The sequence below is a fragment of the Flavobacterium sp. genome (genome assembly GCF_050696275.1).
GTDB lineage: Bacteria > Bacteroidota > Bacteroidia > Flavobacteriales > Flavobacteriaceae > Flavobacterium.
Map to the genome: position 1 here is coordinate 21,786 of NZ_JBOGUT010000012.1, position 26,282 is coordinate 48,067.

A 26,282-nucleotide genomic window follows, 5' to 3' on the forward strand; every position below is an offset into this window, starting at 1 on the left:
TTTTTTTATGCTTTTTAATTTTAATTTTTTTAAGCCTGTCTTCCATCTTTGTGGGGCAAAATTTGTTAAAATTCATAAATGTGTTCTATTTTTGTACTATGAAAAGTCGTTTTAAAAATATAGCAATCAAGGTTTTAAAAGTTTTAGGGATCTCAATAGGGGCCATTTTATTGATTTTATTTCTCGTACCGATAATTTTTCCGGGACAAATTGCAGAGAAAGTAAAAGACTTTGCCAATAAAAAGCTGGATGGGGAGCTTAACTTTAAGGAAGCAAATCTGTCTTTCTTTAATCACTTTCCGTCGCTGACACTTACATTAAATGACTTTTCACTAAAAGGTTCAGCGCCTTATAAGGACAAAATGTTGATCAAATCGGATGAAGTCGCTTTTGGAATAAATGTGATAAGTCTGATCTTCGACAATGCCATAAAAATCGATAAAATCTTTGTTTCTAATGCCGAAATGAATGTTTTGGTCAACGAAAAAGGAGAAGCGAATTACAACGTTTATATTTCAGACAAAACTGCCAAGAGCGATTCTACAGGCACTTCGCTGCGTTTGGAAAAAATAGACATAGAAAACAGCCATTTGGTTTACAACGATAAATCGGCAAAAATTCTGATCGATGCCAAAGGGTTTAATTATGAAGGGAATGGTGATCTGAACAAAGCTATTTTCGATTTATATACCGAAGCCAAAATCGATTCTTTTGATTTTAGTTTCGGAGGAGAGGAATACCTCAAAAACAAAAAAGTGGATGCGGATTTAATAACACAAATCAACACGAATTCGCTTGCATTCGTTTTTAGACAGAATAATTTGGTTATCAATAAATTACCAGTGGAGTTTTTAGGGAAATTGAATTTTCTCAAAAATGGTTATGATATTGATTTCAGTGCAAAATCAACTGACAGTAACCTGAATGATTTATTTACAGCACTGCCTCCTCAATACGTTGAATGGCTTGAAAAGACCAAAGTTCAAGGGAAAACAGACCTGATGCTTACTCTGAAAGGGAAATACAGCGCGGCAACAAACGCTAAACCGGATCTGGCTTTTGCCATGAATATCAGAAAAGGGTATATTTCGTACAAGGAAAGCCCATTCCCGACATCCAATATCGAAATGAAATTCAAAACAAAATTACCATCTCTAAACACGGAAAACCTGACTGTCGATCTGGATACGCTTTTTTTTAATGTAGACAAGGATTTTCTGGGCGCCAAAATCCATTCGAAGGGGATGAAGAATATTGTTCTTTCAACGAGTTTAAAGTCAAAATTGGATTTATCAAAACTGGACCGTGCCTTGGGATTGGATAATATCGATTTGCAGGGCCTTTTTTCTGCAAATGTAAGTGCAAACGGCACCTATAGCCCAACTGGAAAATTGTTTCCCAAAGCGGATGGTTATGTTAATTTAGAAAATGGAAAATTAAAAACGGAGCATTATCCTAATCCAATCGAAAATATCCAGTTTAAAGGAAAAATAAAAAATACGACCGGACTGTATAAGGATTTGAGCATCTCATTAACACCTGCTTCCTTTTCGTTTGAAGGGAATCCTATTTATATCCATGCTGTTTTATCGGATTTTAATAACATAAATTATGATATTAAAGCCAAAGGAAATTTGGATGTAGGCAGAATCTATAAAGTTTTTGCGCAAAAAGGATTGAGTGTTAATGGTTTTATCAAAGCAGATGTTGCCTTCAAAGGAAAGCAAAGCGATGCGATTTCCGGGCAATACAATAAGTTGGACAACAAAGGAACGCTTGAGATAAAAAACATTGTGGCTGTCTCAAAGTATTTTCCAAAACCGTTTGTTATCAACGAAGGGAATTTTACGTTTGATCGTGATAAAATGTGGTTTAAAACGTTTACTGCAAATTACGGACAATCTGATTTTGTATTGAATGGTTATCTTCAAAATGCGATAAATTTTGTATTGGCCGAAAAAGGAACTTTAAAAGGAACTTTTTCCGTTCACTCTAATTTCATCAATGTAGATGAATTTATGGCCGGTGAAACTGGAGTCGAGAAGCCAAAATCTGCTTCAAAACCTGTTGGGAATACTACCAATGGAGTAGTTCTTTTGCCAATAAATACGGCGCTTTCACTTTCTGCTAATGCTAAAAAAGTAAGTTTTGAAGGGTTGAGTCTGGATAATTTAACGGGTAATATTGCAGTCGAAGAAGGGAAAATGAAATTGAGAAATACCTCTTTCGGACTTATCGGCAGTAAAATGATGATTGACGGTGTTTATGATGACGTGAACAGTAATAAAGCTAATTTTGATCTGCGTTTTGCAGCCAAAGATTTTAATGTTAAAAAGGCGTATAATGAAATCCAGCTTTTTAAAGAATTGGTTTCAGCTGCGGAAAAAGCGGAAGGAATAATTTCTGTCGATTATAAATTAAAAGGGGTTCTTGACGGAACAATGCAGCCAGTTATGCCTTCTTTACAGGGTGGCGGGGTTGTTTCTGTGAAAAAAGTAAAGATGAGAGGGTTCAAATTGTTGGGCGCTGTAGGTAAAAAAACAGGTTCTGAAGGAATCAATGATCCTGATTTGAGTGAATTTGATATTAAATCGTCAATTAAAAATAATGTAATCACTGTTGAAGAAACGAAAGTGAAAGTAGCCTTGTTCCGACTTAAATTCAGCGGAGAAACAAACTTCGGAGGACAATTGAATTTAAGAATGCGCCTCGGATTGCCTCCGTTAGGAATAATTGGGATTCCGGTTGTGATTACAGGAACCCATGAAAATCCGATAGTAAAAACGTTCAGTAAAACAGGTAAAGAGGTCGAAAAAACAGAATTTATTGAAGGAGAAAAGACTCCAGCTACTCCAACAGGAAAAGATTCAAAACCCGAAGACTCTAAGAAGCCATAAACAGGTTGTAGTTGCAGCCTTTTTTTCGTGTGCTTCCAGTTTTCGAATATTTATTTTATTTCAATCTTAGCTTGCTTATTATTTGTGGGATTGGATAAAATTGAATTAAGTCAAAATGTAGAGCAGTGCAGTGTTTATGAGCCGTTAAGACCGTTTAGGTATTTATGAAGTGATTTATAACACTTGAGAGTATAAAACAAAAAACCCACTCGTTTGAGTGGGTTTTTTAACAGTGGTGCCTCCAGGAATCGAACCAGGGACACATGGATTTTCAGTCCATTGCTCTACCAACTGAGCTAAGGCACCTTTGCTGTTGCGGGTGCAAATATAGAACCATTTTTCATTTATCCAAAACAAATTTTTAAAAAAATCTATTCGTAACTTTGGCTAATCAAAATTTACTCCATGATTTTAACTGTCGACGTAGGGAATACCAGAATTAAAAGCGCTGTATTTGAGAATGATACGCTTGTTGAGATGTCGGTTTTTCCAAATGAAAATTTTTCAGACACCATTGAAAATATTTTAAAAAAATTTCCAAAAATCACTGTTTTGGCAGTTGCATCTGTCGGAAAACAGGAAAAAGAGGCCTTTAAATTATTTTCAAATAGAGTAAAAATTTACTTTATAGACCGGGAAAAGCCTTTTCCTTTTATAAATAAGTATGCTACTCCTCATACTTTGGGTATCGATCGTATGGTTTTGGCGGCTGGTGCTGTTTTGCAATTCCCTGGGCAAAACAGATTGGTCATTGATGCAGGAACTTGTGTAACCTATGATTTTATCGACAAAAATAACACCTATCATGGCGGAGCTATTTCGCCGGGGACCCGATTGCGATATGAAGCTATGCATAATTTTACGGCAAAACTGCCACTATTAACTATAGAAAATCCTGAGAATATAATAGGAAACACAACAAATCAATCCATGCATTCGGGTGTGATTAACGGGTTGGCTTTTGAAATTGACGGCTATATTGATGCGTTAAAAAGTGAAAATGAAAACTTTATCATAATTTTAACTGGTGGTGACGCTAATTTTTTGGCTAAACGATTAAAAAATACCATATTTGCCAATTCAAATTTTCTTTTGGAGAGTTTGAACAATCTTTATCTATATCAAATCAAAAATGATTAAAAAAATCTTATTAGGCAGTTTGATGCTGCTTTCGCTACATAGTTTTGCACAGGAAAGTACCGCTTCGCCTTATTCGTTTTACGGAATAGGAGAAGTAAAATTCAAAGGGACAGTTGAAAATAAATCTATGGGAGGATTGGGTATTTTGCCAGATAGTATTCATGTGAATTTGCAAAACCCTGCAGCATTGTCAGCGCTAAAACTTACCTTATTTTCAGTTGCCGGAACTTATAATACAGTGTCCTTGAAGTCGGAATCCGCTTCTGAAAAGGCAAGAAGAACATCTCTTGATTATATTGTCATGGCATTTCCGGCAGGAAAATTAGGAATAAGTTTAGGAATGATGCCTTATTCTTCTGTGGGTTATAAAGTGAAGAATGAATCTGCTGTAGAAAATTCTACTCATAACGGAAAGGGAGGAGTAAACAGAGTGTTTGTCGGAGCCGGATATCAGTTAACGCCAAAATTGAGCGTAGGTCTTGATTTCGGATATAATTTCGGAAAAATAGAAACTAACTCGGCTGTATTTGCCGTTCCGGTGATTCAATATGGTTCAAGGGAATTAAATACCGCTGAACTAAACGGAATTAATGTCAATTCAGGAGCTATATACAAAACGAAAATAAAAAAATACGATTTTATTTCAAGTGTTACTTTTTCACCATCTACAACGTTGAAGTCTAATAATTCCAGAAATACGGCAAAAATCTCTTACAATGCTAATGGGGATGAAATTGTTTTTGATTCCCAGAATGTGACCGTTGCGGATTCGGAATTAAAAATCCCGTCAAAGTTCTCATTCGGTTCCGGTATAGGGGAGTTTAAAAAATGGTTTGTAGGTTTTGAATCCACTTTTCAAGGGAAAAGTAATTTTGGGAATGTTTATGAAAATGCCACTTTTGAAAATGCCACAAAGCTTTCATTAGGAGGTTATTATGTTCCGAATTACAGTTCGTTTTCAAATTATTTTAATAAAATAACGTACAGAGCCGGTCTTCGTCATGAAAATACAGGTTTGATAATTAATTCGGAATCGGTAAAAGACAGAGCGATTACGTTAGGCTTGGGATTGCCAATGAACGGAACGTTTTCAAATATTAATGTTGGTTTCGAATTTGGAAAAAAAGGAACAACAAGCGCGAATCTTATTCAGGAAAATTATGTAAATATTTCTGTTGGCCTGTCGTTTAATGATAGATGGTTTGTGAAGCGCAAATACGATTAATTCTTTTTTTTGATGAAAACAAAACTTCAATTAATAATCACATTTCAAAAAGTGCTGTTGCTTTGTGCAGCAACACTTTTTTTTGTTTCTTGTGAAGATAATATTAATGAGGTTAGAAAAATTAACAGCAAAGAGCTTAACCCTGTTGGAGAAGCAACGGATTTTGATCTGAAATACACAGAGTCAGGGAAAATAAAAGCGATTTTGGTTTCGCCGCAAATGCTCGATTTTTCTCATTTGGAATTTCCGTTTACCGAATTTCCAAAAGGAGTAAAAGTTACGATTTATGATGATCAGGAAAATAAAAGTTTAGTAACATCAAATTATGCTATTTCATATTCAGGATCAAATATTATTGATTTAAGCGGAAAAGTGAAAATTACAACCTATGATGGTAAAACCCTTGAAACGGAGCAATTGTATTACGATCAGAAAAACGAGTGGTTTTTTACGCAAAAAGCCTATAAGTTTACAGATAATGGAAACGTTATAGAAGGTTTAGGGATTGATTTCAGTAAAGATTTCAAAACATTGGACACACAACAAATCACTGGGGTTTACAGCCTTTAAAATAAAAACAAAATGAATTATTTAAAACACACACAATATATTTATCTGTTGGCAGGATTATTTTTTGTCTATGATGGATTTTCAAAACTGAATTCAGGAACTGATGCTCCTTATTTGAGTTTTTGTATTGCAGGCGCTGCGATTGTCATGTTTTTCTTTCGTAGAAAATTTGCAAAAAAATTTGACAATTACGACAAGAAACAATAAAAAAATAAACTTTCTATTAAAATAAAAGCGAACATCATTTTATTATTTCACAGATAATTGTATTTTCGCCCACTGAATAAAAAAAATAATATTTAAAAAATGGCAGTTTTATCAAAAATTAGACAACGCTCTTTTCTAGTTATCGCAATAGTAGGATTAGCATTATTTGCATTTATAATTGGAGCATTGATTGAAAACGGTGGTTTTGGCCAAACGTCAAGAAATGCCGGAACTATTAACGGAGTAGATGTTCCTTTTGAAGACTTTAGAGTTAAAGTTGACGAAGCGCAGAAAAGCCAGCAAGGTATGTCTGTGATGCAAGCGACTAACGGAGTTTGGGAGCAGGAAATTAAAAGAGTTTTGCTTGAAGGACAATATGAAAAATTAGGATTAAGAATTGGTAATGACCAATTGATTAATGTAATTAAAGAAGATCCGCAATTTGCTCAAAACCCGCAATTTCAAAATGCTGCCGGTAAATTTGATAAAGGTAAATTCAACGAATTTATTGCTTCAATAAAAAATACATCTCCTGAAAGATGGCAACAATGGTTGTCTTACGAAAAACAATTGTCTTCTTTTGCTACTGAGCAAATGTATAATACGATGATTAAATCAGGATTTTATGCTACTCAGGCTGATGGTAAATTTAACTATGAGTTAGAAAACAATAAAATTACTTTTGACGTGGTTTCAGTTCCATATTCAACTATTGATGATAAAAAAGTTGAACTTACAGATGCTGAAGTTTTAGCCTACATGGAAAAGGACAAAAAGAAATTCAAAGCTGACGAAACTCGTGAGATTGAATTCGTAGTGATTGAAGACAAGCCTTCTGCTCAAGACGAAAAAGAAGTTAAAGATAGAGTAATTGGGTTGTTAAATCCAGTTGCTGACGATCCTAAAACGCCAGAAGTAAACGAAAGTAAAATTGGTTTTACCAATGCGCCAAATGTTATTGATTTTGTAAATGCAAATTCAGATATCAAATACGATTCAACTTATATTGCTAAAAAAGATTTACCGTTAGAACATGCTGAAGCGTTGTTTAACGTTGCGCTAGGTCAGGTTTACGGTCCTTATATGTTTGGAGATTACTATTGTGTGTCTAAATCATTAGGCAAAAAATCAGGTATCAATGCAAAAGCAAGCCATATCTTGATTTCATACAAAGGTGCTGCAAGATCTCAGGCTACAAGAACTAAAGAAGAAGCTCAGGCAAAAGCAAATCAGCTTTTAGCACAGGTAACAGCAAATCCATCTTCATTCCCAATGGTTGCTTTTACAAATTCAGATGATTCTTCAAAACAACAAGGCGGAGATTTAGGATATTTTTCTAAAGGACAAATGACTAAAAATTTCGAAAACTTCGTTTTTGGAAACCCAGTTGGAAAAATCGGTCTGGTTGAAACAGAATTTGGTTACCACATAATTACTGTAACAGACAAACAAGACGGAATCCGTTTGGCTACTATTGCTCAGAAAATTGCTCCATCAGAAGCTACAAGCGATGCGGCTTTTGCACAAGCGACTAAATTTGAAATGGCAGCTAATGATAAAGCTTTTGATGTTGCTGCTAAAGAATTGAAATTAACTATTGCTCCGGTTGCTAAATTAGGAGCTCTGGACGAAAATATCCAAGGAATTGGAAATCAAAGAGAAATTGTTCGTTGGGCTTTTGGAGCTAAAGAAGGTAATGTTAAGCGTTTCAATATTCCTACAGGACATGTTGTAGCTCGTTTGAAAAAAATAAACGAAGCAGGTTTGTTGCCAATTGAAGATGCGAAATTAGCAATTGGTGCTAAATTGAGAAATGAGAAAAAAGCAGAATTAATAAAGGCCAAAATGGCTGGTGCAACTCTTGAAGCTGTTTCAAAAACAACAGGTTCTCCTATAAAAGAGGCTAAAGATATTGTTGCTACTAATCCTTATATTCAGACTATCGGTGCAGAATCGAAAGTTGTAGGAACTGCTTTTTCAATGAAACCAGGTGTAGTTTCTCAAGCTATTGATGGAAATTCAGGAGTATTCAAAATCAGAGTAAAATCATCTGTTAAAGCTCCGGCAGCTACAGATTATAAAGATCTTATTGCAAGATTGAATGGACAAGCTAAAGGTTCAGTTTCAGGAAGAATATACAATGTATTGAAAGATGATGCTGATATCAAAGATAACAGAGCTCAGTTTAATTAATCAGACAAACACAAGCATAAAAAAACCGCCTCATGAGGCGGTTTTTTTATGCTTGTGTTTTTTATAGAATCATTTCTCTGTAGGGAATCACAATCTCATAGCCGCGTTCTTTAAAATAAGATGTCGGATCTTGTTTTGAAATAACCAAAACAAAGTCGCCGCCCCAAGCCCCAAGGCTTTTGATTATCCCGTCAAAATCAGGAAATAAAGCTTCTTTGACCGTTTGCATTTCCAGAAGGTTGCTTAATTCGATTTCGTGCTTTTGAAGTTCCAGAGCAAATTCTTTTGGCTCAGTAGCTTCGATTACCGCTTCTGTAATTTGATTTATTTTCTGGATTATTTCAGATACATTTCCCTGTTTGTTGTAATAATTAGCAATCGCGGTTTTACTGCTTTGCTTTTTGTTCAGGTAAACGAAATGGATTTTATCTGAAAATGAAGGGTTGAAAACAACTGGTTTGACGATAGGTTTTTCATTTACCAGCTGGTATAAAACAGGAAAATCATTTTGCGCACAGGCAATGTCATAGCCGCTGCCTCCAAAACTGTTTTTAAGCAGTGTAAAAGCATCAATGTCTAACCACTGGGCAATATTGTTAATTAAGGTTGAAGAGGTGCCTAAGCCCCAAAATTTAGGAAAGGTTAATGCTGTCTGGATTATATAACCGTCGGATTTTTGTATAAAATTGGGAGCTATCAGATAAGCTTCATGCAGAATCTCAATTAAAGTATTTTTAATATCATCTGTGGCATCTGATTTTTCTTTTTTCACAATAGAGGAGAAAAGAATATCGGATTCGAACCAAACGCTTCCGTCAGCATCATAGCTTTTCCATCGAATGGTTTGTTCCGGACCTTCTTCTACAGTGAGATTCTGCCCGTATTTTGTTGGCAGAGCCAATGCTTTTGCACCGTCCAGAACAAGGTATTCGCCTGTAATGAGTAATTTTCCGTTGCTGTAAAATGTTTTTTTCATAGTTTATGCTGAAGTGGTTTCAACATCATTTCTCTAGCCCCGATAGCAGTGGAAATCCTGTTTTGAGAGAGGCGCTAGCCATCGAGCAAAACAGATTGCAACGGATAGCGGGAAATGGCTTCTTATTTTCTTAAATTTTCAATAAAATCTACCACTGCCGAATGTGAAGCAGTGTGTTTTTCAAAATGTTTGACAACTTGCTTGCGTTCTTCTTCGGTAGCTTGAAACTGATTCAATATATTCATTAAATGCATTTTCATGTGTCCTTGCTGAATTCCGGTTGTCGTTAGTGAACGCAAAGCGGCAAAATTTTGTGCCAAACCGGCTACGGCGACAATCTGCATTAGTTCATGAGAGGAAGGTTTTTCCAGCATTTCCAGTGCCATTTTAACCAACGGATGCAGCGAAGTCAATCCGCCAACAGTTCCTAAAGCCAATGGAATTTCCATCCAAAATGTAAAAATACCGTCTTCGACTTTTGCGTGTGAAAGACTGGAATATTGGCCGTTTCGGGAGGCATAAGCATGTACGCCGGCTTCAACAGCTCTGAAATCATTTCCAGTAGCTAAGACCACGGCGTCAATCCCGTTCATGATTCCTTTGTTGTGTGTAACGGCACGGTACGGTTCGATTTCGGCGATTTTTACAGCGCGGACAAATTTTTCAGCAAATTCTTCCTGCGAAATATGTTTTTCTTCTTTCAAATCTTCAACAGGACAGGAAACTTCAACACGGACAATGCAGTTGGGAACATAATTGGATAAAATGCTCATAATCACCTGAAGGTTTTTTTCTGACTCAGAAAAAGATTCGAATCGTTGTGCTTCTTCCTTTAGTGTTTTGGCAAATTGTTCCAAACAAGAATTGATAAAATTAGCACCCATGGAATCCTTGGTTTCAAAAGTGGCATGGAGCTGGTAATAATTTTCTAATTCTGAAGTTTTATCACGCAATTCGATGTCTAAAATACCACCGCCTCGTTTTTGCATGTTTTTAGTAATGCTTTCGGTTTCGGTAAATAGTTTTGATTTGACCTGACTGAAAAAAGCAATTAGTTTTTGTTTATCACCTTTGAAGATAAAATGCACCTGACCAATTTTTTCGGAATTTAAAACAGTGGCTTTAAATCCGCCTCTTGAAGCCCAGAATTTAGCAGCCTTACTTGCTGCAGCTACAACTGAACTTTCCTCGATTGCCATTGGGATGGTGTAGTTTTTTCCATTAATGACAAAATTTGGAGCAACACCTAGGGGTAAATAAAAATTGGTAATGGTATTTTCGATGAATTCGTCGTGCAATTTTTGTAAATCTGCATCAGAATTCCAGTATTTTTTGATGGTCTTTGAGGCTTCTTCAGCATTAGTAAAATGAGTTGAAGCAATCCAATCGATTTTTTCTTCTTTAGATAATTTTGAAAATCCTGCAATAGCTTTTGTCATATTGACTTGTATTAATTGAAATGCAAATATAAGATTAGAAGTTCGATTTTTGGTTTGAAATTAACGCGGAAAATTGATTTTTAAAGGGCTCCGTTTTGTATTTAACAAAATTTAATGAGGTTATGTGCTATTTTTTCACTAAAATTGGACGTTTTTTATCATAACATCACATGAAAATAGTACAAAAATTACTTTTATTTATCTTATTTGCTTCATTTTCAGCAGTAGGACAACAAAAAATTACGCTTGAAGAGATATGGGGCGGCGCTTTCAGAACGCAGGGAATGACTGAGTTGGAAGCTATGAAAGGCACAAACCAATACACTGTGCTAAATGCTGACAGAAGTTCAAATTCTTCCCAAATCGATTTGTATGATTTTGCTACTTTAGAGAAAGTTTCGACTTTAATCGATTCTAAAAATTTCACTGAATTAGATGGAATTGACAGTTATGCTTTCAGTAAAGATGAAAAGAAAATCCTTATTGCCAATAATTCGGACCAAATCTTCCGTCATTCGTTTGTAGCGGACTATTTTATTTATGATACTGCAACAAAAACATTGGTTAAGCTGGCAGATCACAAAATTCAGGAGCCTACTTTTTCTCCTGACGGAACTAAAATCGGATATGTATTCGAGAACAATTTATATGTATACGATTTAGCCACTAAAAAACACACTCAAATTACTGCTGACGGAAAGAAAAATTCAGTTATAAATGGTGTTACGGATTGGGTATATGAAGAAGAGTTTTCATTTGTCCGCGCTTTTGACTGGAATGCTGGAAATGATAAAATAGCGTTTATTCGTTTTGATGAAACTGATGTTCCGGAATTTTCAATGGATTTTTATAACAGAGGTTTGTATCCAACTCAGAATGTATTCAAATATCCTAAAGCAGGAGAGAAAAACGCCATTGTTTCATTACATATATACGATGTGAAATCAGGAGCCACAAAAAAAATCAATTTAGGAAACTATAATGATTTTTATATTGCAAGGATGGAATGGACGAATGAAGCCAATACTTTAAGTGCTCAGGTTTTGAATCGCCATCAGGATAACTTGGATTTATTGTTTATTGATGGAAATTCAGGCACGGCCAAAGTTGTCCTGAATGAAAAAGATAAAGCATATGTTGATGTTACCGATAATCTGACATTCTTAAAAGACAACAGTTTCATCTGGACTTCAGAAAAAGACGGTTTCAACCATATTTATCACTATGATAAAAGCGGAAAGTTGAAAAACCAAATTACCAAAGGAAACTGGGAAGTAACAAACTACTATGGTTTCGACGAAAAAACAGGGACAATTTACTATCAATCGGTAGAAAACGGTTCTATTAACAGAGATGTTTACAGTATTAAACTGAACGGAAGTGCCAAGACACGTTTAACTACGGCGACTGGAACGAATGCAGCTACTTTTAGCCCTAATTTTCAATATTTCATCAATTCGTTTTCAAGTGCCAAGAATGCGCCGAGATTTACTTTAAACGAATCGGCTACTGGGAAATTAATTAAAACTATTGTTTCTAACGATGCTTTGGAAACAAAATTAGCTAAATACTACGATTTGCCTTCAAAAGAATTTTTCGAATTGACTACCGAAAAAGGAAATAAATTAAATGCCTGGATGATTAAGCCGAAAGATTTTGATGCTGCCAAAAAATATCCGGTGTTTATGTATCAATATTCAGGACCAGGTTCACAACAGGTTAACAATGACTGGAACAATTCGGATGATTACTGGTTTATGATGCTGGCACAGCAAGGTTATATTGTGGCTTGTGTAGATGGTCGCGGAACTGGTTTTAAAGGAGCTGAATTTAAAAAATGCACACAAAAAGAGTTAGGTAAATTTGAAGTGGAAGACCAGATTGATGCTGCTAAAGTTTTTGGTAACTATGCTTTTATAGACAAATCAAGAATTGGAATTTTTGGTTGGTCATATGGAGGTTTTATGGCTTCAAATTGTATTTTCCAGGGAGCTGATGTTTTTAAAACTGCCATTGCGGTTGCTCCTGTAACAAGCTGGAGGTACTATGACAGTATTTATACCGAAAGATATATGCAAACACCTCAGGAAAACGCTAGTGGTTATGATAACAACTCGCCAATTAATCATGTGAGCAAACTAAAAGGGAATTTCCTTTTAATCCACGGAAGCGGTGATGACAATGTGCATGTGCAAAATACGATGAAAATGGTAGAAGCTTTAGTGCAAGCTAATAAGCAATTCGATATGGCCATCTATCCGGATAAAAACCATGGGATTTTTGGCGGGAAAACCCGTTTGCAATTGTATACGAAAATGACAAACTTTATTAAAGAGAAATTATAATTAACCAAAAACAAAAATAATTAATATGAATGAAAATACAGTAAAAACAGAACATCCGAAAGGACTTTGGGTGTTATTTGGAACCGAGATGTGGGAGCGTTTCAACTTCTACGGAATGCGAGCAATTTTGACATTGTTTATGGTGAATTCGTTAATGATGAAAGAAGCTGATGCTTCGTTAATCTATGGTGGATTCCTTGGATTATGTTATTTAACTCCAATGTTGGGTGGATTTATATCTGACCGCTTTTTCGGGAACAGAAACTGTATTATGCTTGGTGGTTTAATGATGGCCATCGGACAGTTATTATTGTTTTTTAGTGCTAGTGTTTTTGATAACAATCTGGATCTTGCTAATACATTATTGTGGTCTGCTTTAGGGATCATTATTTTTGGAAATGGATTTTTCAAGCCAAACATTTCTTCAATGGTGGGAAGCTTATATCCAAAGCAGGAAAAATCTAAATTGGATACTGCTTTCACGATTTTCTACATGGGAATTAACATAGGAGCATTTTTAGGTCAGTTTATTTGCCCATTTGTAGGAGATGTAAAGGATGCTGGTGGAATTAGAGATATTCATGCTTTTAAATGGGGATTCTTGGCAGCTTCATTGGCAATGATAATTGGAACCGCAGTTTTCTTTTTCTTGAAAAATAAATACGTAGTAACTCCAGAAGGGAAGCCTATCGGAGGATTACCATCAGGAAATGATCATGGTGATTATGAAGAGGGGGAATCTCAAAAAGCACATTTTACAGCTGGGTCAATTGCAACCGCAATTGGAGTATTTGTTGCTGTTTTCTTCGTGTTCAATTATTTTACTGGAGGTGATAATGTTGTAAAGTCTATTATTTATCCTATTATTTATGGTAGTGGTATTTCATTAGCGGTTTTAATTCTTTTAGACAAGACATTAACTAAAGTAGAAACACAGCGTATTTGGGTAATCTACATTATGTCGTTCTTTATTATTTTCTTCTGGGCTGCATTTGAACAAGCGGGTTCGTCACTAACATTTATTGCCGATAATCAGACTGACCGTAATTTTTTCGGATGGAACATGCCACCGTCAATGGTTCAAATCTTCAACGGATTGTTTGTAGTAATGTTTGCTTTCCCATTCAGTCTTTTATGGGATAAGTTGCGTGCTAGCGGTAAAGAGCCAATTTCCACAGTAAAACAATCTGTCGGGTTAGCCTTGATTGCTTTGAGTTATTTTATCATTGCACATAACGTAAAAGACTTAGGTAACTCTGGAATGTTAGCTATATATTGGTTAATCTTATTGTATTTAATCCAAACTTTCGGTGAGTTGTGTTTATCTCCAATTGGTTTGTCATTAGTTGGTAAATTATCTCCAAAACGTTTCGCTTCTTTAGCATATGGCGTATTCTTCATTTCTAATGCTGCAGGTTATGCATTGTCAGGAACTTTAGGCTCAATTTTGCCGGCTACGGGTGATAAATTCAAGAAAGCACAAGAATTAGGAATTAATTTAGAAGGAGTGTTAAATAAAACAGTAACACCTACGGCTGAGCAATTGAAGTTATTGGCTGATAATCAGATTAGTGCAGTGAATCCTGCTTTTGCAGGTTTTGAAATCCACAACTTATATGAATTCTTTATGGTATTCGTTGTATTGTGTGGTATTGCATCTGTTATTTTATTTGCATTGACTCCAAAATTGAAAAAAATGATGCACGGAGTGCGATAATCGCGATTAAAAAATATTTTTATATCTTTCAAGCCTGTAACATTGTTGCAGGCTTTTTTATTTAATACCAAAAATTATGTGGAAATCACACCCCAAGGCTTTGCCTTATTTGTTCTTGTCTGAAATGTGGGAGCGTTTCGGATATTATTTAATGATCGGAATTTTTACACTTTACTTAAAAGATGTTGAAGCAGGATTTGCGATGACCGAAAAGGAGGCTTCTGATTTATATGGAACTTTTATTGCCCTAGTTTTTTTAACTCCCTTTATAGGCGGGTTGGTAGCCGACCGATATTTAGGCTACAAAAAATCAATTGTACTTGGCGGATTGATGATGGGAGCAGGTTATCTGATGATCGGAATTCATAATTTAACGATGCTGTATGTCGCTATGACTTTGGTGATTGTGGGGAATGGTTTTTTCAAACCGAATATTTCTACACTTCTGGGGAATTTCTATAATGATGAACGGTTTAAAGACAAAAAAGACGAAGGTTATAACATTTTCTATATGGGAATTAATGTTGGTGCTTTTATCTGTAATTTCTTTGGAGCAGCTTTGAAGATTCTTTTCGGATGGCAGGAAGCTTTTATGGCGGCTGGAGTTGGAATGTTTATTGGTGTAATTGTTTTCCTTCTTGGCAGCAAACATTATGGAGATAAAACCGATAAAAAAGGAGTGCAGGAGGGAGATATGCCATTTTACAAAATTGTGTTGTTTATTCTTTTACCTTCAGTTGTGTTTGGAGTTATTGGCTGGTTTTTAAAAGGAGTTACTTCCGATGTAAACCCAGACAGCTATATCTTTGGCTCAGACAGTACCGATGCTTTTATCTTTGCCTGTATTCCAGTGGTTTTCTTCTATGGAAGTCTTTATTTTAAAGCTAAGATTGAAGATAAAAGACCGATTGGAGCGTTATTGGCTATTTTTGGAGTTGTAATTTTGTTTTGGGCAGTGTTCAAATTAAACGGTTCAGCGCTTAATAATTGGGGAGATAAATATACTGACAGAGAATTGGCTGGAACCTCACAAACCATAGCTTCAAAATTGGTTCTTGCAGATACGTTAACTTATAAAAAGGATTCCGTAGCCTTGTATGATGAGGCTTTTCGAATTCAAAAAAAGGAAGGAAAAGTAATTAAGGTGGTTGATTATCCTTTGTATTTCAGAAATGTCTCTAAAGAAAAACTGCCAAAGGAAGGAAGTCAAATAGTCACATGGTCGCCTAATTTGAGTCAGTCCATCAATCCGGGCTGGGTAATTATTTTGACACCACTAGTCGTGGCGTTTTTTACCTTTTTGCGCAACAGAAAGAAAGAACCAAGTACACCTACTAAAATTGCTTTCGGATTATTAATCTCAGCTTTGTCTGTATTAGTAATGGTAGCAGCAGTTCATATTGGTAACAACGGTACCGAGAAAGTGTCTGTTTGGTGGTTGGTTGCTAATTATGGTGTTATTACTATTGGAGAACTGTTTCTGAGTCCGATGGGATTGTCAGTGGTTTCTAAATTGAGCCCTAAAAATATCACTTCATTAATGATGGGCGGTTGGTTTTTGTCGACTTCAATCGGAAATAAATTAAGCGGCGTTTTGGCCAGCATGTGGGATACGTATGAAGATAAAACAGATTTTTTCTGGATCAACTTCGGATTATTAATGTTTGCAACTTTGCTGATGTTTGCTTTGCTGAAGCAATTAAATAAAGTAATGAAAGAAAAAGGAATAAATTAAAAAGATGGAAAATAAACTAACAATCGAGCAAATTCAGAATTTTGAAGGAAAGTATCCAAAACAACTTTGGTATCTGTTTACGGTAGAAATGTGGGAGCGTTTCTGCTTCTATGGAATGCGAGGCGTACTTACTTTTTTTATGGTAGATCAATTACTCTTGAAAGACGATGCTGCAAATTTACAGTATGGTGCTATTCAGGCTTTTGTATATGCTTTTACTTTTATAGGAGGAATATTCGCGGATAAAATTTTAGGATTTAGAAAATCTTTGTTTTTTGGAGGAATCGTAATGATTTTAGGGAATTTATTAATTGCCTTTGCGCCACAGCAAATGTTTTATTTTGGAATTGCCTTCTCAATCATTGGAACCGGTTTTTTTAAGCCAAATATATCTTCAATGGTCGGCGAATTGTATCATGAAGGTGACGGAAGAAGAGACGCCGGATACGGAATGTTTTACGCGGGAATAAATATCGGAGGATTGCTTGGCGGTGCTTTGTGTATTTATTTAGGAAAATATTATTCTTGGTCATTGTGTTTTCTTGCGGCAGCAATAGTGATGATTTTAGGTTTGCTGACATTTTTGTTTACCAAAAAGCACTTGGGCCCAATTGGGGATTCTCCTTTATTAAAACTGACTGATTCAAAAAGAAAAATCAGGGAAATTTCAGTATATGTCGGATCATTATTGAGCATTCCTTTAATTTTTATTATGGTGAAAAACACAGATTATACGGATTACTTTATGTACTCCATTGGTATAATTGCTGTTGCTTATTTTATTTATGAGGTTGTTAAAATCGGTGAAATCAGTTCGCAGAAGAAACTTATGGCAGCGTTCTTGTTTATCTTTTTTTATCTTTTATTTAATGCGATTTATGAACAGAGTGGAGGGTCACTTTCATTGTTTGCAAAAGATAATTTAAGTCATAATTTGTTATTTTTCAATATTGATCCCAATGTGGTCAATAATAGCTCTAATACTTTGTTCGTAGTAATTTTAAGCCCAATAATCGGATTGCTGTGGCTGTGGCTTGCTAAAAAAAAATTAGAGCCAAATACGTTGATAAAATTTGGAATCGGGTTTTTATTTCTTTCTGCTTCATTTTATATTTTTTATTACACTAAGTTTTTTGCTAATGCAGAAGGGATAACTTCTCTAAATGTATTTACATTTGCCTATTTTGTTACTACCATTGGTGAATTGTGCCTGGGTCCTATTGGAATGTCAATTATCACAAAATTAGCCCCAAAAAGATTATTTGGTATGATGATGGGATTGTGGTTCTTGGCGAGTGCTTTCGGGCAATTAGCTGCAGGAAAACTGGGAGCAGAAATATCAAGATCTAACGAAGGTGCTACGTTGTTAACTAAATTGCAGTCGTATACTGAAGGATATTACCAATTGGCAATATACTCATTAGTAGCAGGGATTATTTTGATTTTGGCAAGCCCACAGATAAAAAAACTCATGCAGGGAGTTAAATAAATTTGTAACTTCGGCATTGTTTTTGATATTTATATAAAAAAGTTACTCATGAAAAAAATACTTTTAGCAATTCTTTTATTGCTAGGAACCTTATCAATACAAGCGCAGGAGATTAGATGGATGTCACTCGATGAAGCATTGGCGAAACAAAAAAAGAACCCAAAGCCTATTCTTATGAATGTGTATACTGATTGGTACGGACCATGTAAAATGATGGATGCCAATACTTTTCATGATGGAGCCGTAGCGGATTTTATCAATAAGAATTATTATGCCGTACGATTTAATGCCGAAGGGAATTCCACTGTAAATTATCAAGGGTCAACCTATACCAATCCAGGATACGATCCGAACAGAAAAGGAAGGAACAGCGCCCACGATTTAACGAAATTCTTAAAAGTGCAGCAATATCCCTCTATTTTTGTTATTGGTAAAAGTGGAAGTGTCCAAACTTCAATCGTAGGTTACAGGACTCCGGAGCAATTATTAAATGATTTAAGATAGCTGATTAGCAAAATAGTTTAACCCTAAATTTTTGAATGTATGAATAGTTTAAAATATGCCTTATTTTCAGTCCCATTAATTATAGCTTTATGGTTAACGCCATTTCATGCTGCCAAAGTCAAAAAAACGGACGGAACAGAATTAGTTTGGCTGACCAGTGTGGAAGAAGCTCAGAAAATTTCTGAAAAAACAGGGAAACCAATTTTTGCTAATTTCACAGGAAGTGATTGGTGCGGATGGTGTCATAAATTGGCTAGAGAAGTTTTTAATACGCCGGAATTTAAGACATGGTCTGATAAAAACGTTGTTTTGCTGGAACTGGATTTTCCAAGAAATAAAGTAATGGATGAAAAATTGAAAGCTCAAAACAATTCATTAATGCAGTTTTTCCAGGTGCAGGGTTTTCCAACCATTTGGTTGTTTACTATGGAAATGGATAAAACCAATAAGAAATACACAATAAATCCAATTGCTAAAACAGGTTATTTAAGCGGGGGTCCAAAAGTTTATACTGAATCTGTCGATGGCATGATTAAGCAGTATAAAGAAAAGGTAAAAGAGGCGAAAGCTTCAAAACCATAGTAATTCTCAATCCAATTTATAAAATCCTTTTTCGTAAGTACTATGAAAAAGGATTTTTTTATTGGAACAGGTCCGTTTCCATGCGGCTACATAACTTTTATAGTTTGAAGCATCTGCAATAACTACTTTCGGTTTTATTGTTAAAAACAACCTTTCCAGATTTATTTTAGGTGATTCTCTTAAAATTAGAATGTCAGCAGGAATAGATGTGTTATAGATTCCGGATTTATCAACAATCAGAATTTTAGAATTGTTAAAAAAATAATTATTTTTTAGCTTCTTTAGTGCTTTTAAGGTACAAAAATGTGCCGTAACATAGGATTGAATCATTTTCTTCTCAAAACCGTTTTCAGACAAGTGTTCATTGGTAAAAAGTGTAATGTCCTTTCCGATGCGTTCTGCAATAACTGATTTTTTGGAAATATTAAACACAATGTATTCTGTCTTATTTTCTTCAGTCCAATGGGTTGTAATAAATAGCCCCTGGAAAAGAATTACACTGGATAAAGCAAATGCGGCTTTGCCAAAAGTTGGTTTTTCAGCCCAAATAATCCAACTGAACAAAATCAGGTAACATACAATCAGTAAAGAAAAAGAGAGCGGGATATCTTTGATGACAAAGCTTTCAATTGAGGCTATCCATTTAATAAAGCTATTCATTACCGTAATGAAAAATTCAACGACTTGAGATAAGAATTGCGGAGCGCTGTCAAAATAAGCCAAAATCATTAATAAAACACCAAGTGCCATGATGATTGACAAACAAGGAATGAGCACTAAATTAGTTACAAAAAACAATCCGGGAAATTGATGAAAATAATAAATACTCAATGGGAATGCCCCAATTTGAGCAGCAAACGAAACTGTAAGTATGTCCCAAAAGTATATGATAATCTTGTTTTTGGGTTGCCAAAGTGTTTTGAGTTTCGGCTGAAGCCAAAGAATGAAAAACAAAGCAATATAACTCAACTGAAAGCCTATATCAAATAAAAACAACGGCTCTGCAAGTAATATCAGGAATAAGGAGGCCAAAGTTGTGTGGTACATATTTGTTTCCCGATTCAGGAGCATTCCTATGGCAAGAAAACTAAACATTGTGGCTGAGCGAACAACCGATGGCGCCAAACCTGCTATTAAAGCAAAAACCCATAGTGAAAGTAGTATAATTACAAACCGGATTAAGTTGCCGAATCTGTTTTTAGGCAACGGTTTTAGTAAAAAGGTGATTAACAAAAGGATGAATCCTACGTGTAATCCGGAAACAGACAATATATGAACGGCTCCGGCATACTGATAATCACGTAAAACTTCAGGTGAAATATCCTGCTGCTGTCCCAAAATTAATGCAACCACAACAGCAAGTTCTTCTTTTTTGAAGCCGCTTTTGGTTAAATTGGTAATTATGGTATTTCGGAACGCTGAAGTGTAATGCCAAATGTTTTTTTTGATCTCAGTATTGATTTTCAATTGTGAGGTTTCGGCGAAGATTTGGGCATAAATTCCTTTGCTTTCCAAATAGTTCCCGTAATCAAACTGATCAGGATTGTTAGGTTTAAAATTTAAAACTAACTGTTCTTTTATCTCAAGTTGTGTGCCTGGAATAAATTCTTTTAAAAGAGGCTCTTTTTTCAGGTTGAGAAGAATTTTACCCGATGTTTCTTTATGGTCAATTTGTTTTATTTCGGCAATATAACGGATGTTATTTGCTGTGTTTTTTAATTTTTCACGCAGTAAAATCTGAATTGTATGAACGCTTTCAAATAAAGCTGAGTTATTTTTGTAATGATTTTTCTGAAAAGTATCATTGTGAACGATTGTAGTTGTCATTCCAATGCAAAAAAATAAGCTGTAAAGCCCAATTGCAAATAATGGTTTTGTCTGATATTCTTTATTGGCTTTTAAAAAGAGAATTGCAAAAACACTACATGATAAGCCAAGCAGGACAAAGCCAAGTGTGCCATTGATTTTAGAATAATAAGCAGTAATTATACCCGCGATAAACCAGATTGTTATTCGTACAACTGGAAATTTTAATACCTTCATGAAGGCAAGATACTAAAAACGTAAGAAAAATAGTAATTAATTTACAACCCGATTGATTTGCGCAAAGGTTTTCGAATAATAACCTTCTTTAGTTGAAGAAATAATAACGCCTTTTTGGGTGGAAGAATGGATGAATTTTATCTCTTCTTCGCTAACTTCAGTAATCATGCCAACATGGTTTATAACGCTTTTCCCATTAGTTTTGAAAAAGATCAGATCTCCTTTTTGAGCCTCTGATTTTTTAATTTCCTGGCCCACTTTTGACATTTCGTTTGATGTTCTTGGTAATTTAATATTGAAATCATTAAAAGTTGCAATCATTAATCCGGAACAGTCCATGCCGCTTTCTGTCGTTCCTGCTGTTTTGTATTTTACGCCCAAAAAGTGGGTTGCTTTTTTAAGTAATTGCTCGGAAGAGATGTAATCACGGTTTCCAATATTGTTTTTTCCAGTATTTCCTGCGGTTATTTTTTCTTTCGGATTTCTATAAGTGCCTCTTTTCTGTGCTTCGCTTTTTGACGTTACTATAGATGAACTGGTTTTGCAGCTGCTTAAAAATAAGGTGATGGCGAGAAATGTGAAAAGCGTTTTGTAAGTCATTCCGAAAGATTAAATTCAGGGTTTGGATAATAAGTCCTTAACGATTAATTGGGCTGTTTTATTGCTGGCTCCGGCACCGCCTAACTTAGTTTCCAGTAAATCATACTGCTCCAAAAGTTGGCTTCTGTAACTTGAATCCAGGATTTTTCCGAGTTCAAGTTTGATTTTTTCAGGATTACAATCTTCCTGAATTAATTCGGTTACCACTTCTCGATCCATGATTAAATTGACTAACGAAATGTATTTTAAAGTTATAATCCGTTTTGCAATTTGATATGAAAACCAATTCCCTTTGTATAAAACGACTTCAGGGACTTTAAACAAAGCGGTTTCAAGTGTGGCAGTTCCGGAAGTTACAAGTGCAGCATAAGAAACACTTAGTAAATCATACGTTTTATTTGAAATGAAATGGACCTGATCGTTGGTTAGGAATTGCTCGTAAAATGAAAATTCCTGACTGGGTGCTCCAGCAATAACAAATTGATAATCTGGAAAATGTTTTACAACCGATAGCATCTCGGAAAGCATTTTTGAGATTTCCTGCTTTCTGCTTCCTGGCAAAAGTGCAATAATGGGCTTCTCATCCAGATTATTTTCTTTCTTAAATTGGATTGGATCTGTTTTAGGAGTATTACTTATGGCATCAATGAGCGGATGACCTACAAATTCTACCGGGAAATGATGTTTTTTCTCGTAAAAATCTTTCTCAAACGGAAGAATTACGTACATTTTATCAACATCGCGTTTGATGTCTTTGATTCTGTTTTCTTTCCAAGCCCAAATTTGAGGAGAAATATAATAATGGGTCTTCATTCCTAAATTTTTAGCCCATTTTGCAATGCGCATATTGAAACCGGGATAATCTATAAAAATGAGTACGTCCGGCTGAAATTTAAGTATGTCCGCTTTGCAGATTTTGATATTGTTTAGTATCGTTTTTAAATTCATGACTACTTCAGCAAAACCCATGAAGGCTAGATCACGATAGTGTTTTACTAAAGTTCCGCCTGTTTTTTGCATCAAATCTCCGCCCCAAAAATGAATTTCAGCTTGTGGATCTTCTTTAAAAATGCCTTTCATAAGGTTGGAGCCGTGTAAATCGCCTGAAGCTTCGCCGGCAATGATATAATATTTCATTCTTCTGCTGTTTAAACAAATAATGTAACTATAGTTAATAGAATTGTAGCTAAAACGACACCGCGAGCCATCAGTTCTTTATCTATTCTCAATAAAATAAAAAAAGCAATAATATTGAGTATGGCACCCAAAGTGATTACTTTTCCTAAATGACCTTCGCTCTTCATTCCTTTGATTCCTTCGATAAAGTCAATTTTGACAAAAAAAGTGAGGTAAGCATAAACACCTATTAGAGTTGTAGCCAATCCGATTAATGTGCCTATAAGTAAATCTGTTTTTTTCATTTGTTAAAGATTCCAGTTGTTTAATTGTTGAATGGCATGGTGTGCAGTCATGTCAAACTGAACGGGTACAATTGAAATATATCCGTTTTCCAAAGCCCATTCGTCAGTGTCCTGTCCTTTGTCTAAATTAATAAATTCGCCAGTAAGCCAATAGTAATCTTTGCCTTGAGGTGTTTTTCGCTTGTCGAATTTTTCTGCCCAGATAGCTTTTGCCTGACGGCAGATTTTTATGCCTTTCAAATCGTCTCTTTTTCTTTTTGGGAAGTTAACATTTAAAACGACATTATCAGGCAATCCGTTCTGTAAAACTTCTAAAGCAATTTGTTTGATATAGGGTTTGAAAGTTTCAAAATCAGCATTCCAATCGTAATCCAATAAAGAAAATCCTATGGCAGGAATTCCTTCAATTCCCGCTTCCACAGCAGCACTCATTGTTCCGGAATAAATTACATTTATAGAAGAATTAGAACCGTGATTTACTCCCGAAACACATAAATCGGGCTTTTGTTTTAAAATTTCGTTTACCGCCAGTTTTACACAGTCAACAGGAGTGCCGGAGCAGCTATATTCGGTAACAGCTGCATCTTCCGCTGAAACTTTGTTTAAATGGAGTGTGCTGTTTATGGTAATGGCATGCCCCATAGCGCTTTGAGGACTATCCGGAGCAACTACAAGGACAGTTCCTATTTCGTTCATTACTTCAATAAGTGCACGGATTCCAGGAGCCGAAATACTGTCGTCGTTGGTGACTAAAATTAGTGGCTTTTTCATTGTTTAAAAAATAATGTATGAAATTTAATGTGAAAAAATAACGCTAAAATAAGCATTTTTACGAGGAAGAAGTTAATTTTACATGTTTAACAAAAAATTATACAGACAAGACGTTTTTGGCATGGTTTTTTATGTACATTAGTTGAATATTATGAATGCAATCTGGATTTTTATGAAAAAGAATTATAAAATAATTTTGTTGATAGTTGCTATCTCAGCAACGCTGTGGAGTTTTGTTCCGAAAAGTAAAGGTGATCCTGAAAAGGACAAAATGCTTTTGGATTTAATTTCGTTTGTGATTGAAAAAGGCCATTATGATCCGATTGCTATGGACGATAAGTTTTCGCAAGGAGTTTATAAAGATTACCTTGATGCACTTGATCCGTCAAAAAGATTTTTTGTAGAATCGGATATCGAAGAATTTAAAGTATATGAAAATCAAATAGATGATTTAATCAAAAGCAAGGATTTGACATTTTTTGAACTTACTTACCAGCGTTTGCAAAAAAGAATGCAGGAAGCGAAGGTGGTTTATAAAGCATTAAATGACAAGCCATATGATTTTACTGCTGACGAAACGATTAATCTTGATTCTGATAAAAATGCTTTTGCTAAAAACTATGCTGAGCTTAAAACAAGATGGCGTCTTCAAATGAAATTATCTGTTTTAGCGACTGTTGTAGATAAGCAGAAATTGGAAGAGGATAAAAAAATAAAAGATCCTAAGTATACTCCAAAATCGTTTACACAATTGGAAAAAGAGGCCAGAGAATCTACTTCAAAATCATTGAATGACTATTTTGATTTCATTGAAGATTTAGATAGAGAAAATTGGTTTGAAGTATTCGTTAACGCTATTGTGACGCAATATGACCCGCATACTTTTTATTTTGCACCTGAGGAAAAAGAAAAATTTGACATCAGTATCAGTGGTAAATTAGAAGGAATTGGAGCGAGACTGCAAAAGAAAAACGATTTTACTGAAATCTCAGAATTAATTTCAGGAGGACCTGCGTGGAGAGGTAAAGAATTAGAGCAGGGAGATGTTATTTTGAAAGTAGCTCAAGGTAATGGAGAGCCTGTCGAAGTTGTCGGAATGAGATTGGATGACGTCGTTAAGAAAATCAAAGGACCAAAAGGAACTGAAGTAAGATTGACAGTTAAAAAAGTGGATGGCTCTATCAAGATTATTTCAATAATAAGAGATATTGTTGAAATTGAAGAGACTTATGTAAAATCAAGTGTTGTTGAAAAGAATGGAGTTAAGTACGGGGTAATTTACCTGCCGAAATTCTACATTGATTTTGAAAATAACGACAATCGTGATGCCGGTAAAGACGTTGCATTAGAAGTAGAAAAGCTTAAAAATGCAGGTGTAAAAGGAATCGTGATGGATTTACGTGATAATGGAGGAGGTTCACTTAAAACAGTTGTTGATATTACAGGTTTGTTTATTGAAGAAGGGCCTGTTGTACAGATAAAATCTTCCGGTAAAAAGAAAGAAGTATTGTATGATCACGATCCAAAAGTTCAATGGGACGGGCCATTAGTAGTTTTGATTAATAATTTTTCTGCTTCGGCATCAGAAATTTTTGCTGCGGCAATTCAGGATTACAAACGTGGGGTTATTATCGGAAGTAAACAATCTTATGGTAAAGGTACTGTTCAGAATGTAATCGATTTGAATCAATTCGTACGTAACAGTTCTTATGGTGATTTTGGAGCATTGAAAACAACGACTCAGAAATTCTACAGAATTAATGGTGGATCAACTCAGCTTGAAGGTGTTGCCAGCGATATTGCTATTCCAGACCGTTATTCTTATATTAAAATTGGGGAGCGTGATGTTGAAAATGCTATGCCTTGGGATAAAATTGATGAAGCACCATTTGAGCCTTTAAAATCTATTACAAACTTTGAATCGGTTGTTGCTAACAGTCAAAAAAGATTAGTAGACAACAATCAATTTAAGTTAATTGATGAAAATGCGAAATGGATTAACGACAGAAAAGAAGATAATGTTGTTAGTTTAAATATCAATAAATTTAAAGCGGAACAAGCAAGCATTGAAGAAATAACCAAAAAATATAAAGCGATTACAAGTTATAAGAATCAGCTTATATTTAATTCTTTGCCTGATGAATTAGAGCAAATTAAAAAGGATGAGGTATTAGGTCAAAAGAGACAAGATTGGCATGAAACCTTAGCTAAAGATGCTTATGTGGAAGAAGCTCTTAATGTTCTTGGTGATATTAAAAATAAGAAATCTACTGTTGCCAGCAAAAGTTTGAATATTAAAAACAGAAAAGATAAGTTAGTTAAGTCATAATTTAGATATTTCAAACAGATTAGTTATAAAAAAATGCTCCTGAACTTCGCGTCAGGAGCATTTTTAATTTAATTGATTATCTTCTAATAACTATTAAAA

The 26,282-nt window shown here is 35.0% G+C and carries 20 protein-coding genes and 1 tRNA gene; 13 read left to right on the forward strand and 8 right to left on the reverse strand.

The window, feature by feature from the left end; genetic code table 11:
* Positions 1–98 precede the first annotated feature (98 nt).
* Positions 99–2,897 (forward strand): AsmA family protein, encoded by a 2,799-nt coding sequence (locus ACRDEC_RS08020; protein ID WP_431497815.1) that lies wholly within the window; start codon positions 99–101, stop codon positions 2,895–2,897.
* Between the two features lie 233 nt (positions 2,898–3,130).
* Here ACRDEC_RS08020 and ACRDEC_RS08025 read toward each other — a convergent pair.
* Positions 3,131–3,203 (reverse strand) — tRNA-Phe (locus ACRDEC_RS08025).
* Positions 3,204–3,302: 99 nt separating this feature from the next.
* Between ACRDEC_RS08025 and ACRDEC_RS08030 the strand changes: the two genes are divergently transcribed.
* The 5 genes from ACRDEC_RS08030 to ACRDEC_RS08050 all read left to right on the forward strand — a co-directional run bounded on the left by ACRDEC_RS08030 (position 3,303) and on the right by ACRDEC_RS08050 (position 8,232).
* The gene (locus ACRDEC_RS08030) at positions 3,303–4,037 is read left to right on the forward strand and encodes a type III pantothenate kinase (protein ID WP_431497816.1); all 735 of its coding nucleotides are present in this window, start codon (positions 3,303–3,305) and stop codon (positions 4,035–4,037) included.
* Positions 4,030–5,262, forward strand: coding sequence for a hypothetical protein (locus tag ACRDEC_RS08035; RefSeq protein ID WP_431497817.1), 1,233 nt, complete (start codon positions 4,030–4,032; stop codon positions 5,260–5,262). Before ACRDEC_RS08030 ends, ACRDEC_RS08035 begins: the two co-directional genes overlap by 8 nt.
* Before the next feature lie 12 nt (positions 5,263–5,274).
* Complete coding sequence (gene lptC / locus ACRDEC_RS08040) at positions 5,275–5,832, forward strand: LPS export ABC transporter periplasmic protein LptC (RefSeq protein WP_431497818.1); 558 nt, start codon at positions 5,275–5,277, stop codon at positions 5,830–5,832.
* Positions 5,833–5,844: 12 nt separating this feature from the next.
* Positions 5,845–6,039: a hypothetical protein gene (locus ACRDEC_RS08045; RefSeq protein WP_431497819.1), complete on the forward strand. Its 195-nt coding sequence runs from the start codon at positions 5,845–5,847 to the stop codon at positions 6,037–6,039.
* 99 nt (positions 6,040–6,138) lie between these two features.
* Complete coding sequence (locus ACRDEC_RS08050) at positions 6,139–8,232, forward strand: peptidylprolyl isomerase (protein ID WP_431497820.1); 2,094 nt, start codon at positions 6,139–6,141, stop codon at positions 8,230–8,232.
* 61 nt (positions 8,233–8,293) lie between these two features.
* On the opposite strand, the gene ACRDEC_RS08055 is transcribed toward ACRDEC_RS08050, so the two are convergent.
* Together ACRDEC_RS08055 and ACRDEC_RS08060 are read right to left on the reverse strand one after the other, a co-directional pair.
* Positions 8,294–9,208: a GYDIA family GHMP kinase gene (locus ACRDEC_RS08055; protein WP_431497821.1), complete on the reverse strand. Its 915-nt coding sequence runs from the start codon at positions 9,206–9,208 to the stop codon at positions 8,294–8,296.
* A gap of 122 nt (positions 9,209–9,330) precedes the next feature.
* Positions 9,331–10,659, reverse strand: coding sequence for a hydroxymethylglutaryl-CoA reductase, degradative (locus tag ACRDEC_RS08060; protein ID WP_431497864.1), 1,329 nt, complete (start codon positions 10,657–10,659; stop codon positions 9,331–9,333).
* Positions 10,660–10,817: 158 nt separating this feature from the next.
* On the opposite strand from ACRDEC_RS08060, the gene ACRDEC_RS08065 reads away from it, so the two are divergent.
* From ACRDEC_RS08065 to ACRDEC_RS08090, 6 genes are all read left to right on the forward strand, one after another.
* A complete protein-coding gene (locus ACRDEC_RS08065) occupies positions 10,818–12,992 on the forward strand; it encodes a S9 family peptidase (RefSeq protein ID WP_431497822.1) in 2,175 nt (724 codons plus the stop codon).
* 25 nt (positions 12,993–13,017) lie between these two features.
* Entirely contained in the window at positions 13,018–14,709 is a 1,692-nt protein-coding gene (locus ACRDEC_RS08070) for a peptide MFS transporter (RefSeq protein WP_431497823.1), read from the forward strand.
* A gap of 76 nt (positions 14,710–14,785) precedes the next feature.
* Positions 14,786–16,444 (forward strand): peptide MFS transporter, encoded by a 1,659-nt coding sequence (locus ACRDEC_RS08075; RefSeq protein WP_431497824.1) that lies wholly within the window; start codon positions 14,786–14,788, stop codon positions 16,442–16,444.
* A gap of 4 nt (positions 16,445–16,448) precedes the next feature.
* Positions 16,449–17,933, forward strand: coding sequence for a peptide MFS transporter (locus ACRDEC_RS08080; RefSeq protein ID WP_431497825.1), 1,485 nt, complete (start codon positions 16,449–16,451; stop codon positions 17,931–17,933).
* A gap of 48 nt (positions 17,934–17,981) precedes the next feature.
* Positions 17,982–18,437 carry a thioredoxin family protein gene (locus tag ACRDEC_RS08085; RefSeq protein ID WP_431497826.1) on the forward strand — a complete coding sequence of 152 codons (456 nt, stop codon included), beginning with the start codon at positions 17,982–17,984 and terminating at the stop codon, positions 18,435–18,437.
* Positions 18,438–18,476: 39 nt separating this feature from the next.
* Positions 18,477–19,019: a thioredoxin family protein gene (locus tag ACRDEC_RS08090; RefSeq protein WP_431497827.1), complete on the forward strand. Its 543-nt coding sequence runs from the start codon at positions 18,477–18,479 to the stop codon at positions 19,017–19,019.
* Positions 19,020–19,025: 6 nt separating this feature from the next.
* Here the strand turns inward: ACRDEC_RS08090 and ACRDEC_RS08095 are convergent, their stop codons facing one another.
* The 5 genes from ACRDEC_RS08095 to surE are packed head-to-tail and all read right to left on the reverse strand — an operon-like array spanning position 19,026 to position 23,854.
* Positions 19,026–21,062 carry a ComEC/Rec2 family competence protein gene (locus ACRDEC_RS08095; RefSeq protein WP_431497828.1) on the reverse strand — a complete coding sequence of 679 codons (2,037 nt, stop codon included), beginning with the start codon at positions 21,060–21,062 and terminating at the stop codon, positions 19,026–19,028.
* A gap of 36 nt (positions 21,063–21,098) precedes the next feature.
* Positions 21,099–21,662 carry a C40 family peptidase gene (locus ACRDEC_RS08100; protein ID WP_431497829.1) on the reverse strand — a complete coding sequence of 188 codons (564 nt, stop codon included), beginning with the start codon at positions 21,660–21,662 and terminating at the stop codon, positions 21,099–21,101.
* 15 nt (positions 21,663–21,677) lie between these two features.
* Positions 21,678–22,799 carry a lipid-A-disaccharide synthase gene (gene lpxB / locus ACRDEC_RS08105; protein WP_431497830.1) on the reverse strand — a complete coding sequence of 374 codons (1,122 nt, stop codon included), beginning with the start codon at positions 22,797–22,799 and terminating at the stop codon, positions 21,678–21,680.
* Positions 22,800–22,810: 11 nt separating this feature from the next.
* Positions 22,811–23,083, reverse strand: coding sequence for a hypothetical protein (locus tag ACRDEC_RS08110; RefSeq protein ID WP_431497831.1), 273 nt, complete (start codon positions 23,081–23,083; stop codon positions 22,811–22,813).
* Positions 23,084–23,086: 3 nt separating this feature from the next.
* Positions 23,087–23,854: a 5'/3'-nucleotidase SurE gene (gene surE, locus ACRDEC_RS08115; protein ID WP_431497832.1), complete on the reverse strand. Its 768-nt coding sequence runs from the start codon at positions 23,852–23,854 to the stop codon at positions 23,087–23,089.
* Positions 23,855–24,005: 151 nt separating this feature from the next.
* Between surE and ACRDEC_RS08120 the strand changes: the two genes are divergently transcribed.
* Positions 24,006–26,183, forward strand: a complete 2,178-nt coding sequence (locus ACRDEC_RS08120; protein ID WP_431497833.1) for a carboxy terminal-processing peptidase — start codon at positions 24,006–24,008, stop codon at positions 26,181–26,183.
* Positions 26,184–26,282 lie beyond the last annotated feature (99 nt).

Coding starts and splice junctions, on each gene's coding strand:
- ACRDEC_RS08020 (WP_431497815.1), top strand. CDS start 99: ATGAAAAGTCGTTTTAAAAATATAGCAATCAAGGTTTTAAAAGTTTTA.
- ACRDEC_RS08030 (WP_431497816.1), top strand. CDS start 3,303: ATGATTTTAACTGTCGACGTAGGGAATACCAGAATTAAAAGCGCTGTA.
- ACRDEC_RS08035 (WP_431497817.1), top strand. CDS start 4,030: ATGATTAAAAAAATCTTATTAGGCAGTTTGATGCTGCTTTCGCTACAT.
- lptC (WP_431497818.1), top strand. CDS start 5,275: ATGAAAACAAAACTTCAATTAATAATCACATTTCAAAAAGTGCTGTTG.
- ACRDEC_RS08045 (WP_431497819.1), top strand. CDS start 5,845: ATGAATTATTTAAAACACACACAATATATTTATCTGTTGGCAGGATTA.
- ACRDEC_RS08050 (WP_431497820.1), top strand. CDS start 6,139: ATGGCAGTTTTATCAAAAATTAGACAACGCTCTTTTCTAGTTATCGCA.
- ACRDEC_RS08055 (WP_431497821.1), bottom strand. CDS start 9,208: ATGAAAAAAACATTTTACAGCAACGGAAAATTACTCATTACAGGCGAA.
- ACRDEC_RS08065 (WP_431497822.1), top strand. CDS start 10,818: ATGAAAATAGTACAAAAATTACTTTTATTTATCTTATTTGCTTCATTT.
- ACRDEC_RS08070 (WP_431497823.1), top strand. CDS start 13,018: ATGAATGAAAATACAGTAAAAACAGAACATCCGAAAGGACTTTGGGTG.
- ACRDEC_RS08075 (WP_431497824.1), top strand. CDS start 14,786: ATGTGGAAATCACACCCCAAGGCTTTGCCTTATTTGTTCTTGTCTGAA.
- ACRDEC_RS08080 (WP_431497825.1), top strand. CDS start 16,449: ATGGAAAATAAACTAACAATCGAGCAAATTCAGAATTTTGAAGGAAAG.
- ACRDEC_RS08085 (WP_431497826.1), top strand. CDS start 17,982: ATGAAAAAAATACTTTTAGCAATTCTTTTATTGCTAGGAACCTTATCA.
- ACRDEC_RS08090 (WP_431497827.1), top strand. CDS start 18,477: ATGAATAGTTTAAAATATGCCTTATTTTCAGTCCCATTAATTATAGCT.
- ACRDEC_RS08095 (WP_431497828.1), bottom strand. CDS start 21,062: ATGAAGGTATTAAAATTTCCAGTTGTACGAATAACAATCTGGTTTATC.
- ACRDEC_RS08100 (WP_431497829.1), bottom strand. CDS start 21,662: ATGACTTACAAAACGCTTTTCACATTTCTCGCCATCACCTTATTTTTA.
- lpxB (WP_431497830.1), bottom strand. CDS start 22,799: ATGAAATATTATATCATTGCCGGCGAAGCTTCAGGCGATTTACACGGC.
- ACRDEC_RS08110 (WP_431497831.1), bottom strand. CDS start 23,083: ATGAAAAAAACAGATTTACTTATAGGCACATTAATCGGATTGGCTACA.
- surE (WP_431497832.1), bottom strand. CDS start 23,854: ATGAAAAAGCCACTAATTTTAGTCACCAACGACGACAGTATTTCGGCT.
- ACRDEC_RS08120 (WP_431497833.1), top strand. CDS start 24,006: ATGAATGCAATCTGGATTTTTATGAAAAAGAATTATAAAATAATTTTG.